Below are 12,892 nucleotides of genomic sequence, written 5' to 3'. Positions count from 1 at the left end.
AGACTGCTGGTTTAGGTAGGGATGGGCGGTAAATGGGGGTGAAGGCTGACATATAGGTTGGGAGTGCTGTATAAGCGGGGGGGGGGAAAGCTGGTGAGCGGGTTGGAGATGCTGATAAGTGGTTGGGAAGCTGATAAAAGTCGTGTGAGTGCTGATAAATGGGGGACAAATACTGATAAAAGTGCTGTGAATGCTGATAAACGTGTGCGAATGCTGATAAACACGACTTAAATGCTGATTGGTGATTTTAGGAAGCTAATAAACATGGTTCAAATGCTATATAGGTTGAACTTAATAATGACACCTTTTAGTTTGGGAAGATGGTTGATTGGAGCTCAGGCATGTAGACTCCTGCGGGATTGAGCGGCAAGGGGAGACCCCGTAGGAGCAACGCGACGAGGAGGCTCCACTGACGCCCCGCGGAAAGCGAAATGCCCGGAGCGGAGATCAACCACCTCCTTCACATTTGGAAACCAATCTTTATTTCAACCTATATAGTAAAAACTACTCCAATGCTGGTAAGTGGAATACAAATGAGGATAAACCTAACTATGTTCATGAAAACTTCATTCGCTGTCCGAATCCCTGGCTTATTTAGACAGCATAGGTACGAAAGCTTCAATTGCTGTCCAAATCCCCGCTTCATTTGGACACGCATTCCAAGAAAATCTTTTTTGCTGTCCAAAGATCAGTCAACTTTGGACACGGATCCCAAGAAAATTCACTTAGTAAAAACCATAATTCGGATTCCTGACAAATGATTGAAACTGAGCAAAAAAAAAAAGCCCGGATCTGGTTTCCAGGCTTCTGTGAGTAGTTCACTTATGTAGCTTTTATTAATATGACACACATATCGTCATTGGCCGACGATTGCTGCTCTTTAGAAAGAAGAAGGTCGATTGGTTCGCACTCGGCTAAACCTGACCATTCTGACGAAGCAGCCAGTTTTAAATACTCCATTCCGTCAAGGCCGTTTTTTTCAGCAGTTTCCGGAACGCCGTCCGTAAAAAGAAGCAGTTGGGCAGAGCCTTCGTATGCAAGGACCTTTTTTTTCACGGTAATGGCATCAAAAAAGCCTACCGCGCAAGTTGTCGATTCGAGAGCTTCAAGCCGCTGTCCATCAATAAGTGCATAGCCGGAAGGATGCCCGGCATTCACGTATTCAATTGTTTTTTTGCCAGCATCAATAACCGAATAGACCGCAGTGAAATAATAAGGGATTTGCTGGTTACGGCTGTTTAGCGAATTCATCCAACGATTAAGTTCGCGTATTACATGCTCGGGATCGGGATTCACACGGATTAAATCGCGTAGTACCGAGGAAATGAACATGCACACGAGCGATGCTGAAATCCCGTGCCCCATCATATCCAAAAGAATAATCGCATAACGGTTTTCATCAATTTTATGCCAATAATACAGATCGCCCGCCAATGTATTTGCCGGCAGATAAGAGGCTTTTATTTTCAAATTTGGATCATTCACAGGCTCGCTAAGCAGGCTGGTTTGCACCTGCATCGAGAGTTCCAGCTCATTGCGGATTTTCTCGTCATGCTTCTTATGCCAATCCTTTTCATACTTAAGCCGGAGGACAACACGAATGCGTGCAAGCAGTTCGGTCTTGTTGATTGGCTTCATCACATAATCCATACCGCCGACATCAAGTGCTTCCGCGACCTTGTTCGAATCCTCAAGCGCGGTAACGAAAATGACAGGGATATCCTTCGTATGGGGCGTCTCCTGCAGCTTCCGGCATGCCACAATCCCGTCAATTTCCGGCATCATAATATCCATCAAAATTACATCCGCAGGCCGTTCAACCGGATGCGGACTGTCAATCTGTAAATAATCAAACAGTTCGCGCGCGGAGGTAAAGGACAGATAATTCTCATACCCCGCCCGCTTTAAAATCTTTTCTATTAAAAACAAATTTACCTGGTTATCATCAACAATCAAAATTGCCATAATCCTACCCCTTCACCTGCTACAACCCTAAATTTATCTCTTTAAACTATATCCTTATTCATTACCCCAAACCGGCAAGCAAAAACCCCGTTTCACCCAATTACCAAAAATTATCGCCATTCGTGAACCTGTTTTCGCAATGCCACTTCGTAATGTCGGTGCCATGACCCTTATTTCTATTATGGTACTATTTTCTTTTTGACGGCAAGGGAAAAGGGGTGTATAGTAGTTTTGTAGAGTTGCTTTAGCGCTTAAAAGCGTTTGTGTGAAAAAGTATATTCTTTACAGTAAGCCACAAAGTAAATAGGATGCCTGCAGTAATAGTAGGATTGCCGTTAGCAGCAGAAAGAGACCGGATGGAAGGTGCGAATCCGGGCGATGGCAATTTCGAAATACGGCTGCTTTGACCGGGCATATTTTGTTAAGTGGGCAGGCTAACCTGCCAAGTAGGGTGGTACCGCGGAGCCTTTTCGTCCCTAACGGTGAAAGGGCTTTTTGTGTTGAAAAGAGTTGCGGGAAATCCAAGTGCAACTAGAGAAACCAGCGAATTCATTGGAGGAGTTTGTATGCTGCAGGGACAAAAACAGCTTGCTATCAAGCCGCTAGAGGCCGCTATCATTACGCTGCTATTGATGGGGCTTGTCGGGTACCTGATTATTGGGATGGAGGTCGTCCCGCAAATCGCGATTATTTCCGGGATTGCCCTTTTGCTCGGGTATGGGGCAATTAAACGGGTAAGTTTCAGGGATCTTGAAGCCGCGATGGCGGAAGGGGCCAAATCGGGCATTGCCGCCGCGATGATTTTCTTTTTTATCGGAATGCTTATTAGCAGCTGGATGGCGAGTGGAACGATTCCGACGTTCATTTACCTAGCCATTGATTTTGTATCGGGAAAATTCTACTATGCGATTGTTTTTGCGGTTACATCTATCATCGGCCTTAGTATCGGCAGTTCGCTGACGACAGCCGCAACACTTGGGGTCGCCTTTGTAGGGGCGAGTACTGCGCTCGGGATCTCGCCCGTCATCACTGCGGGGGCAGTCGTCTCAGGGGCATTCTTTGGGGATAAGATGTCGCCTTTATCCGATACAACCAACCTGGCATCAAGTGTTGCCGGCGCGGATTTATTCGAACATATCAAAAATATGGCCTGGACAACCATACCGGCTTTCATTCTGTCATTTATTGTCTACATCTTGATATCACCTGACGATACCCATCAAAGTATCAAACAGATGGACATTATTAAATCCGAATTGCTGGACCTGAACCTTGTCCATTGGTACTCGCTCGTGCCTTTTGCCATACTTGCCGTGCTCGCTGCGAAAAAAGTGCCCGCGATTGCTACTTTATCGTCGGGAACCCTTTCGGCGTTGCTTGTATCGTTTATCATTAATGGAGGAGTGGACGGAAAAGGATTCCTTGGACTTCTTTACTCCGGCTACAAGTCAGGCAGCGCGATCAAGGAAGTGGATGCGATGCTGTCGCGGGGCGGAATTGAAAGCATGATGTTCAGCATCTCCGTCATCCTGCTCGCGCTTAGCATGGGAGGGCTCTTGTTCAAGCTCGGCATCATCCCGGCTTTGTTATCAGCTGTTCAGCGGTTCCTCGTCCGGGTATCCATGCTGATCAGCGCAACCGCAGGCATGGCAATAGCTTTAAATTTCATGATTGGCGAACAGTATTTATCGATCCTGTTACCGGGGAACGCGTTTAAAGAGAATTTTAAAAAAGCAGGCCTGCAGCCAAAGCACCTTTCACGAGTCCTTGAGGATGCGGGTACAGTCGTCAATCCACTTGTTCCTTGGAGTGTGTGCGGGGTCTTCATCGCATCGGTTCTTGGCGTGCCGGTGACGGATTATGCACTGTTTGCCTTCTTCTGCCTGTTCTCGCCGCTCCTGACCATTTTGTATGGCTTTACAGGCCTTACCCTGCCGAAGCAGCCCAAACAGGCTTTGCCAGAAAAATAAACAAAGTTTATATATGTAAAAACAGCCTGAACCGGTTAAGCATCCGGTTCAGGCTGTTTTTTTAAAAAAAGGTCAGTTCGCCTCTTTTAAAAGCTTGTCCATAAGTTCCTCATCCATCGGACCAATGTATTTTTTGGAAATCCTGCCATCGGTGCCAATAATATAACTTGTTGGAATCGTTACTGCTTCATAAAGTGTTCCGATCTTATTTTTCTCATCAAGAGGGATAGGGAATGTTAAGTTGTATTCCTTTACAAACGTATTAATTGCTTCCGGCCCCTTGTCAAGGGCGGTCAGGTTAACAGCCAGGATCGTCATGCCTTTGTCTTTGTTCTTTTCATAATAGTTTTGCATATGGGGCATTTCCGCTTTGCACGGCGGGCACCACGTTGCCCAGAAATTAAGGATCACTTTTTGTCCCCGGTAGTCGGAAAGCTTTACCTTTTCACCTGAAAGGAGGGCGAGTTCAAAATCCGGAGCTATGTTCCCCGCTGCGGTGCCAACGGCCTTCGAGCTTGCCACGGAATCGCCTGCTGGAGGTGCTTTTTTCTCCCCGGATGAAAGTGATGGTTTCCAAATATTCACCGCAATAATCGCGATGGCCAGAATGAGGATGATGCCTGTAAATGTTTTTTTATTCATGCTTCGAACCCCCCATCGTTAAGTATGCCATTAAACTGAGGAAAAGTCCTGCGGCAAGTACAGCCAGATTGCCAGGGCTGAAGATGGAACCAAAAATACTCACAACAAGTAGCTCCGCCAAATACAGCATAACAAAGGCTTCAACACCAGGTTTCCTTTTTTGGCAAACAACAACTAGTGTGCCCACGAGCAAAAGAAAATACACAGCGGCGGCGAGCCAACCCTTGGCTAATGCCGACTGAATCAAAAAATATGACAGCGTAAATAAGTGGAATAAAGGAAGAAATTCGCTTGCGCCAGGGGACTTTCCTTTTTTATATAAGTAGAAAAGGTATACAAATACGGCCAACAGGGCGAGCAACATTCCTTTGGCGCCTCCATGAAAATAAAGGAGAGATACCGGAGATTTACTAAATATATGCCAATTAAAAAGGACGTAGGTCATTTTTGTGGCAAGGAAGAAAACAAAGAAGGCATTCCAATACCAATCGCCAGCCTTTGTTTTTGCGAAAACCTTCAAAAGGAGCGGTGCCAGAAAAACTGCCGCCACTGCCGCGGCCAAACCTGCCGGCACGGTCACCTTTCCTATTGTGATTAAATCCATGAACTGGCCTCCAAACGTGTTGTTTTACTTATTGTACCCCATGGGGTATAATCAAGCAAATAAGAAAAGCTGGGAGGGATGAGGTTGCAGAAGGAATTGAATAAAAAAGAAGATTGCCAAAAAACAGGTTCCTGAGGAATCCCCCTTGGGCAAGCATCCGGTCAGGGTGCCAGAAAAAGCAAAGGAACCATTCCGATATGACCAGGTGTTTATGTCTGGCTCCTGGCAGGAGTCGTTTACTTGGTGTATAAATTATTTTCATAATAATAGATGGCCTCCGGGAAGCCGGGGGCCATTTTTAAAAACAAGCTTTCATCCCATGGACGGAAAAAGCTAGCCGAATAATTGGAGAATTCCCCAGCCCATGATGAACAAGGAGCTGACAGCCCCGGCGAACAGCGCAATCGCTTTTCGATCATCCTTCTTTTGCATCCGCTGATAGTCATTATAGCTAATTTCACCCTTCGCAAACCTCAATCCACTGTCCGAGGGTTCCACTTCATAGATGTTTCCTACCTTATCCTGCAGGATCAACTTTTCGATAAAACCAACCGGATATACAAATGGGTTGTCGAAATTCACCCGTTTCCCTCCAGAGTACACAACAGCAACAGGGGTATAAATTGAGTTCTTCCTGATTTCCTCACTTAGCCTATAGGATTGCATCTCAAACGCGTTATTGGAAACACACATCGCCGCCACCTCATTATCAGCATATTTGGATAGGAACAATGGTGTGAGAGTCCTTGCCAATAGCTTATCATATTCAGCGGACACGGGAAAATAACCTGACTACAAGTCGCTCCCTTTCGATATAATGATAGAAAGAAAGATTTGGCAGGGGTATTTATATTTTTAATAAATCCTTAAAGGGAGAAACTCATGGAGAAAAAGATAAAGATAGCCGTAAATGGCGGAATCGGCTTTGGTGCAAAACTGACGGCCAAGCAGCTTCTGATCCTGGCGAAATACCTAGGGGAAAACGAGGAACTCGAACTGACTACCTTCCAACAGCTATATATTGAAATTTCCGAGGAAGGAAAGGAAGCCATTATAAGGGAATTTGAAGAAGCGGGCCTAAGCTGTTATCCGGTGGGGAATTATGTGAAAAGCCTGAGAACGTGCAATTTTTGCAAAGGGGAAATAGAAGAAGGCATGCCGGTTGCGATTGAACTAAATAAACGGATTGCCGGGACGCCGGTTCCTTTCACCCTGAAACCAGCTTATACCGGCTGCCCGGTTGGCTGCGGGGAGCCGATGGTCAATGATATTGGAGTCATGAAAGTAAATGACCATTACAACCTTTACGTTGGCGGCAAATCAAAAGGGACGGAAGCGGAAGCGGGAACGTTGTTCAAGGAAAGGCTGAATCCGGATGAATTATACGCCACAGTTGAAAATCTTCTCGAAATCTATGGCTCGCTCGGTAAAAAAAGAGAGCCTTTTCACAAGTTTTTGAAACGGGTTGGAATCGATGAGGTTACCCGCCTTGTTCAGGAAAAGACAGTATGATTGCCTGAAAGTGAGAAACCCGGCTGCATTGGTAGCCGGGTTTTTGAATGGGTTATTCAGCAGGGGAAAGCTCGCTTTCCGGCTGTTTTATTTAGGAAAATACCTTTACATAGCTGGATGTCACATAATGTTCATTCTTTTTGCAGAGTTTCACGGCTTTTCTTTTATATCATTAAAAACATACAATCAAATTTTTTTGGGAAAAGATAAAGTGTTAAGGCTTGTCGAATTTTTACCACAAAATTGACAAACAATCTCATTGATATACCATATGGGGGTATGGTACTATTTAATCAGGAGGCGATGGAATGAATCATTTAAATCCTGAAGAGCTTGGACCTGAAACGGAAAACAGCTTGGAGGAGCCTGTCCAAATGAATGAGGCCATACCCGAAATTGGCCGAGGTTCCGAAGACCATTGCGCTACCGAAGATTCCGTCCGCAAAAGCCACCATTCGGAAAAAACGAAAGGCAATTTGGTGGCGAGGCTGAACCGGATTGAAGGACAAATCCGCGGAATAAAAGGCCTGATTGAAAAAGATACGTATTGCGACGATGTCATTACGCAGATTTCGGCAACACAGGCTGCCCTTAATTCCGTCGCGAAACTCCTTTTGGAAGGCCATATGAAAAGCTGCGTCGTTGAACGGATCCAGGAAGGCGACCATGAAGTTGTCGATGAACTCCTTGTCACGATCCAAAGGCTTATGAAAAAATAAAAAATTATTTTGAGAGGGGACTATCTCATGGAAAAAGCACTTTTGAATGTTGAAGGCATGTCTTGCGGCCATTGTGTGAAAGCAGTTGAAGGAAGCGTCGGCGCTCTTGAAGGCGTTGAGCGCGTGCTTGTCGATTTGAAGGAAAAGACAGTTGCCGTCGAGTACAAGGGCGATGCCGTTTCAATCGACAAAATTAAGGAAACAATCGAAGACCAGGGTTATGATGTAGTATAAGGGTTTAAGCGGAATTTCCCGATTCGAAGATTATCCGCAGTAAAGGCGCGTGCTCGTTCAGGCACGTTCCTTTTTTCACTAAAATATACCCCTTATGGGTATAAGGAGTTGAGACCATGAGCCAAGCAACCGCAACAGCAAATAAGGAAACAACGATGCAAATCACAGGGATGACATGCGCGGCCTGCGCGATCCGGATTGAAAAAGGGCTGAACAGGCTGGAGGGCGTCCAGGAAGCAAGCGTCAACCTGGCTCTAGAGCGGGCGGCGGTCAAGTTCGACCCGGCTGTCACCAACGTTGAAGTACTGGAAAAAAAGGTCCGTGACCTCGGCTATGATGTTGTCGCCGAGAAGAAGGAATTTGACATTAGCGGAATGACGTGCGCGGCATGCTCCACCCGGATAGAAAAAGGGCTGAACCGGATGGAAGGCATAACAAAGGCATCCGTGAACCTGGCGCTTGAAAAGGCGACTATTGAATACAATCCATCCGTCCTATCCGACCGTGACATTATTAAAAAGGTGGAAGCCCTTGGGTATGGGGCGATTTTAAAAGAAGAGAAAAACGAGAAGGAATCCGCTGACCATCGCCAGAAGGAAATCAAAAGGCAAACGAACAAGTTTATTATCTCACTCATTCTTTCGCTGCCGCTCCTTTGGTCGATGGTTGGGCACTTTTCGTTCACATCTTTCATCTATGTTCCCGACATGTTCATGAATCCATGGGTGCAGTTTGTCCTGGCAACGCCGGTCCAGTTCATCATCGGCCGACAGTTTTACATTGGCGCCTACAAAGCGCTTAAAAATGGCAGCGCCAATATGGATGTGCTTGTGGCGCTCGGAACGTCGGCAGCCTATTTTTACAGCCTTTATCAGGCTATCGCTTCACTTGGAAGTAGCACGCACATGCCCGAACTCTATTTTGAGACGAGCGCGGTCCTGATAACACTCATCATCCTCGGGAAGCTGTTTGAGGCAAAGGCGAAGGGCCGTTCCTCGGAAGCAATCAAGAAATTGATGGGCCTTCAGGCGAAGACGGCAATTGTCGAGCGGAATGGGGAAGAAGTGGAAGTGCTGCTTGAGGATGTACTCGTTGGCGACATTATCCACGTAAAGCCTGGTGATAAAATTCCGGTTGACGGCAAAATTATCGAGGGGCTATCAGCGATCGACGAATCAATGCTGACAGGCGAAAGCGTCCCTGTCGATAAAACGGTGGGCGACTCTGTCATCGGCGCGACGATTAATAAAAACGGTTTTATTAAAATAGAAGCTACGAAGGTCGGCAAGGACACAGCTCTCGCGCAGATCATCAAGGTGGTCGAGGAAGCTCAAGGTTCAAAGGCGCCAATCCAGCGGCTTGCCGACAAAATTTCCGGTATTTTTGTACCGATTGTCGTCGGGATTGCAGTTGTTACCTTCCTTGTCTGGTACTTCTGGGCAAGTCCTGGCAATTTTGCCGAAGCGCTTGAAAAAATGATAGCTGTCCTCGTTATTGCCTGCCCATGTGCTCTTGGCCTGGCGACTCCAACATCAATCATGGCCGGGTCAGGACGCTCAGCTGAGTACGGCATCTTATTCAAAGGCGGCGAGCATCTAGAATTGACCCACCGCATTACAACGGTTGTTTTGGATAAAACAGGGACGGTTACGAATGGCGAGCCGGTTTTGACTGACGTCATCCTTTCCGGAGCAAGTGAGGAGGCTGAGCTGCTCACTCTTGTCGGCTCCGCGGAAAAGCAGTCCGAACACCCGCTTGCACAGGCAATTGTCCAGGGAATACTGGAAAAAGGGATTGCGCTGCAGCCGGTCGAATCGTTTGAAGCGATACCTGGTTATGGGATCAGGGCAGTTGTGTCCGGCCGCGAAATGCTTGCGGGCACACGCAAGCTGATGGAAAAATTCAACGTTAGTGCGTTGTCCGCTTTTCCGAAAATGGAAGAGCTTGAACGGGAAGGAAAAACAGCGATGCTGATTGCTGTTGACGGGGAGTATGCAGGCATTGTGGCCGTTGCCGATACGATCAAGAAGACGTCAAAAGCGGCGGTGAAACGCCTGAAGGATATGGGCCTTGAGGTTATTATGATGACGGGCGACAACAGGCAGACGGCGCTCGCAATCGCTTCGGAAGCGGGCATTGACGATGTTATCGCTGAAGTCCTTCCGGAAGGCAAGGCGGAGGAAGTGAAAAAGCTGCAGGCTGCCGGTAAAAAAGTCGCAATGGTCGGCGATGGGATCAATGATGCGCCTGCGCTTGCGGTGGCCGATATCGGTATGGCAATCGGAACAGGAACCGATGTAGCGATGGAGGCGGCGGACATTACGCTCATCCGCGGCGACTTGAACAGCATTGCCGATGCGATTTTCATGAGCAAGCTGACAATCCGAAACATTAAGCAGAACCTGTTCTGGGCGTTTGGGTACAATACGCTCGGCATTCCGGTAGCGGCGCTTGGATTCCTCGCGCCATGGCTAGCCGGGGCGGCGATGGCATTCAGTTCCGTATCCGTCGTACTGAACGCATTAAGGCTGCAGAAGGTAAAGCTGTAGGATTGAGTAAATACTATGAAAAAAGCTGATTCAGCGAGGCTGGATCAGCTTTTTTATCCTTACAGACGCAAAATGGTTCTTGGATCTTAAAGTTAGCCCTTTTTTGAAATTAGTGATCATGTTCATTCCGTTTATCAAGTTGGTAATCGCCTTTCATTTTTTGCGCCGAGTATTTGGCCCATTGGCTGCCGCCGACGAGTAAACCACAGATTAGCAGAAACACGGTTACGGGCTTCCATAACCATCTTTTTGAAGGGAGTGAAGATTCATTTCTTGAAGGAAGAACTCCATATAAAAGAAGGGAACTGAATGTTAATACAAGGAGGATGTTCACGAGTTTTATAGATTGAGCAATAGAAACCATTTCCCCAAGCATCGCCCCCATCATTCCACCCATCAAGCCTGCCCCAAACCCTTCAACTGAAGCTGATATACCTAATGGAAAAGCGCTTGCCACTCCCGCTGATGCCCCGAACAGAACCGCGTATAACGTGGCGGTATACAAATCCCCCTGAAACACGGTACCTAACGCTGTTCCTGCCGCCAACCCCGCCAGCATCCCGAACAGCATCGCCATCGCCATCCCTTCAGAATGGCCGAGCCGGGATTTGAGCTTCCAGGAAAGGAAGGCGGCAGCAACAGCCGCAAAACAAAGCGAAAACAGCACAAAAGGAAGCAACATGGACATGGCTTTCATCACCTCGTTCATACATATGAAAGCCGGCCGCGAGACATGCTTCGTTTTTTACAAGCCAAGGCTCTTGATATAGGGCTTTTCCTTTCTCTATTTATAACTTAATAATGGTTGAAAACTCTATTTTTTACAAAATGGTGGCAAATGGTTGTTTCGAAGCCCATCTCCACATTTTATTCACAGAAAAAGCAAACAATCTGCACAGTTTCTCCTTACAGTGTACCTATAAAGAAAATTAAAAATAAATTGCAGAGGTGAGGCGAGTGGAAAAATGGTTACCTTTGTTGGCGGCTGTGGTGCTTATCTTTTCCTTTAGTTTAAACACATCAGCGGATGCAGGGCACAGCCATGAGCAGGATGTTTTGAATGCGGCGCAGAAATTCCGGAATGGCGGAAAGGATTCTCCCCATTCGGGCCATGAATCGGGGAACAAGGAAGCAACTGGGCATAGACATGATGGCAGCTCAGGGGGTGGAAGCCATAGCCACGGTCCTGTGACTGAAACCCCGCCTAATATGAAAATACTCGGCACTTTTGGCGGCATCAATCTAGTATTCATTTTAATTGGCATCTGGAATAAATGGTCCAGAAGGAAAGGTGATGAACATGGCAATTCCGGAAAAAAACCTCCCCGCACCTACAACTAAAGAAAACGGGGCCAAACAGCCGTTCAATCTGCTCTCCATACCGGTGATTAAAAAATTCATGCAGAGCCGCTGGTATCCCGGAATATTTCAATGGATGGTCATTGTCGTATTTTCCTATATCGTTTTCGAGCTTGTTGCAGGAACGGCGAATCCTTCGAAGAATTTTGGAACGACAATGACGTGGGTCCTCTGGTGGCCAATCATTCCCGTCCTGTTTATCGTCCTTGGCCGCTTCTGGTGTGCAATCTGCCCGTTCGGGAAATTAAGCGATATTGTCAGGAAGCTTGTTGGAAGCCAAAGGCCGATGCCGAAATTCCTGAAAAAATATGGGATATGGCTAATCGATATTTTCTTTATTATTATCACCTACAGCGACCATGTCTGGGGAGTTGTCGAGTCCCCAAGAGGATCAGGCTACCTGCTGCTCGTTCTTGTCACAATGGTTGTTGCGACATCGGTCTATTATGAAAGAAGAACCTTCTGCAAAACTCTCTGTTTCCTTGGCGGGCTGGCTGGAAACTATTCACGGGCCGGTTCAATTGAATTGAGGGGCACGCCGGATATTTGCAAATCGTGCAAATCACAAGCTTGCTTCAAAGGCAGCGAGAAGGCGGAAGGCTGTCCGATGTTCCAGTATGTCAGGACGATGGATTCAAGCGCGGAGTGCAATGTATGCGCGAATTGCATCAAGAACTGCCCGAATGATTCAATCCGGCTATCTTTTAGAAAGCCGACAAAAGAATTGTGGTTTATTAAAAATCCGAAACTGGAGCATGCGGCACTGGCGGCGGTTATCATGGGCATTGTTTTTGTTCAAAATATCACAATGCTCGAAATTTGGGGCGAAATCCTCGGGGAAATAGGAAGCATTACCGGTACAAGCAGCTATATTATTAACTTTACAATCGCCTATGTCATTTCGATGGCGTTGCCAATCGTCCTTCTTCTTGGCACCGCCAAGCTGGCAAGCAGAATGGGCATGGCTGATACTGTAAAACGGAACTTTATTCGCTTCGGTTATGCGATTATTCCGCTGGACCTTGCTGGGCACCTTGGCCATAACCTTTTCCACGTCATCACGGAAGGAAAGGCAATTTGGTATAACTCACTCACCGTATTGGGAGTGGAAAATTACCCCGGCAGCCTTGCCCTGTTGCCTACATCATCGGTTCAGCTGCTTCAATACGCCATTATCGCGGTCGGATTCGTTGGGTCAATGTTCACTGTTTATAAAATGGGCAATAAAGCAGCCTTCAAAAGCATGCTGCCAATCTATGGGCTGATGCTTTTGCTGGCGGTGATTAACATTTACTTATTCTCGCTCCCGATGAGCCATCGGGTGTAAAAAATGAAAAG

13 protein-coding genes are annotated in these 12,892 nt (G+C 46.9%); 8 read left to right on the top strand and 5 right to left on the bottom strand.

What is annotated here, in order from left to right; all coding sequences use genetic code 11:
• Positions 1-93: 93 nt before the first annotated feature.
• Complete coding sequence (locus tag ADU24_RS23195) at positions 94-231, top strand: hypothetical protein (protein WP_156324645.1); 138 nt, start codon at positions 94-96, stop codon at positions 229-231.
• 591 nt (positions 232-822) lie between these two features.
• Here ADU24_RS23195 and ADU24_RS19740 read toward each other — a convergent pair.
• Entirely contained in the window at positions 823-1,965 is a 1,143-nt protein-coding gene (locus tag ADU24_RS19740) for a PP2C family protein-serine/threonine phosphatase (RefSeq protein WP_053368238.1), read from the bottom strand.
• A 566-nt stretch (positions 1,966-2,531) separates the two neighbouring features.
• On the opposite strand from ADU24_RS19740, the gene nhaC reads away from it, so the two are divergent.
• A complete protein-coding gene (nhaC, locus tag ADU24_RS19735) occupies positions 2,532-3,935 on the top strand; it encodes a Na+/H+ antiporter NhaC (protein WP_053368237.1) in 1,404 nt (467 codons plus the stop codon).
• Between the two features lie 72 nt (positions 3,936-4,007).
• On the opposite strand, the gene ADU24_RS19730 is transcribed toward nhaC, so the two are convergent.
• The 3 genes from ADU24_RS19730 to ADU24_RS19720 form a co-directional block, all read right to left on the bottom strand.
• Positions 4,008-4,577 (bottom strand): peroxiredoxin family protein, encoded by a 570-nt coding sequence (locus tag ADU24_RS19730; protein ID WP_053368236.1) that lies wholly within the window; start codon positions 4,575-4,577, stop codon positions 4,008-4,010.
• On the bottom strand, positions 4,570-5,181 hold the full coding sequence (locus tag ADU24_RS19725; protein WP_053368235.1) for a hypothetical protein: 612 nt from the start codon (positions 5,179-5,181) through the stop codon (positions 4,570-4,572). Before ADU24_RS19725 ends, ADU24_RS19730 begins: the two co-directional genes overlap by 8 nt.
• Positions 5,182-5,514: 333 nt before the next feature.
• On the bottom strand, positions 5,515-5,958 hold the full coding sequence (locus tag ADU24_RS19720) for a hypothetical protein (RefSeq protein WP_156324644.1): 444 nt from the start codon (positions 5,956-5,958) through the stop codon (positions 5,515-5,517).
• A 105-nt stretch (positions 5,959-6,063) separates the two neighbouring features.
• Here ADU24_RS19720 and ADU24_RS19715 point away from each other — a divergent pair, with 105 nt between their 5' ends.
• From ADU24_RS19715 to ADU24_RS19695, 4 genes are all read left to right on the top strand, one after another.
• Positions 6,064-6,693: a nitrite reductase gene (locus ADU24_RS19715; RefSeq protein WP_053368233.1), complete on the top strand. Its 630-nt coding sequence runs from the start codon at positions 6,064-6,066 to the stop codon at positions 6,691-6,693.
• A 374-nt stretch (positions 6,694-7,067) separates the two neighbouring features.
• Positions 7,068-7,412 carry a metal-sensitive transcriptional regulator gene (locus ADU24_RS19705; RefSeq protein ID WP_053369021.1) on the top strand — a complete coding sequence of 115 codons (345 nt, stop codon included), beginning with the start codon at positions 7,068-7,070 and terminating at the stop codon, positions 7,410-7,412.
• Between the two features lie 27 nt (positions 7,413-7,439).
• Complete coding sequence (gene copZ / locus ADU24_RS19700) at positions 7,440-7,646, top strand: copper chaperone CopZ (RefSeq protein ID WP_053368231.1); 207 nt, start codon at positions 7,440-7,442, stop codon at positions 7,644-7,646.
• 116 nt (positions 7,647-7,762) lie between these two features.
• Positions 7,763-10,195: a heavy metal translocating P-type ATPase gene (locus tag ADU24_RS19695; RefSeq protein ID WP_053368230.1), complete on the top strand. Its 2,433-nt coding sequence runs from the start codon at positions 7,763-7,765 to the stop codon at positions 10,193-10,195.
• Positions 10,196-10,304: 109 nt separating this feature from the next.
• Here ADU24_RS19695 and ADU24_RS19690 read toward each other — a convergent pair whose 3' ends face one another.
• Positions 10,305-10,883: a hypothetical protein gene (locus ADU24_RS19690; RefSeq protein WP_053368229.1), complete on the bottom strand. Its 579-nt coding sequence runs from the start codon at positions 10,881-10,883 to the stop codon at positions 10,305-10,307.
• A gap of 269 nt (positions 10,884-11,152) precedes the next feature.
• Here ADU24_RS19690 and ADU24_RS19685 point away from each other — a divergent pair, with 269 nt between their 5' ends.
• Together ADU24_RS19685 and ADU24_RS19680 are read left to right on the top strand one after the other, a co-directional pair.
• Entirely contained in the window at positions 11,153-11,536 is a 384-nt protein-coding gene (locus ADU24_RS19685; RefSeq protein ID WP_053368228.1) for a hypothetical protein, read from the top strand.
• On the top strand, positions 11,490-12,881 hold the full coding sequence (locus tag ADU24_RS19680) for a 4Fe-4S binding protein (RefSeq protein WP_231689651.1): 1,392 nt from the start codon (positions 11,490-11,492) through the stop codon (positions 12,879-12,881). Before ADU24_RS19685 ends, ADU24_RS19680 begins: the two co-directional genes overlap by 47 nt.
• Positions 12,882-12,892 lie beyond the last annotated feature (11 nt).

It is taken from the genome of Bacillus sp. FJAT-27245, from assembly GCF_001273955.1.
GTDB lineage: Bacteria > Bacillota > Bacilli > Bacillales > Cytobacillaceae > Bacillus_D.
Note: the sequence above shows the minus strand (reverse complement) of the source record. Positions and strands in the feature narration are given on the sequence as shown.

Coding starts and splice junctions, on each gene's coding strand:
- ADU24_RS19725 (WP_053368235.1), bottom strand. CDS start 5,181: ATGGATTTAATCACAATAGGAAAGGTGACCGTGCCGGCAGGTTTGGCC.
- nhaC (WP_053368237.1), top strand. CDS start 2,532: ATGCTGCAGGGACAAAAACAGCTTGCTATCAAGCCGCTAGAGGCCGCT.
- ADU24_RS19680 (WP_231689651.1), top strand. CDS start 11,490: ATGAACATGGCAATTCCGGAAAAAAACCTCCCCGCACCTACAACTAAA.
- ADU24_RS19740 (WP_053368238.1), bottom strand. CDS start 1,965: ATGGCAATTTTGATTGTTGATGATAACCAGGTAAATTTGTTTTTAATA.
- ADU24_RS19730 (WP_053368236.1), bottom strand. CDS start 4,577: ATGAATAAAAAAACATTTACAGGCATCATCCTCATTCTGGCCATCGCG.
- copZ (WP_053368231.1), top strand. CDS start 7,440: ATGGAAAAAGCACTTTTGAATGTTGAAGGCATGTCTTGCGGCCATTGT.
- ADU24_RS19690 (WP_053368229.1), bottom strand. CDS start 10,883: ATGTCCATGTTGCTTCCTTTTGTGCTGTTTTCGCTTTGTTTTGCGGCT.
- ADU24_RS19715 (WP_053368233.1), top strand. CDS start 6,064: ATGGAGAAAAAGATAAAGATAGCCGTAAATGGCGGAATCGGCTTTGGT.
- ADU24_RS19705 (WP_053369021.1), top strand. CDS start 7,068: ATGAATGAGGCCATACCCGAAATTGGCCGAGGTTCCGAAGACCATTGC.
- ADU24_RS19695 (WP_053368230.1), top strand. CDS start 7,763: ATGAGCCAAGCAACCGCAACAGCAAATAAGGAAACAACGATGCAAATC.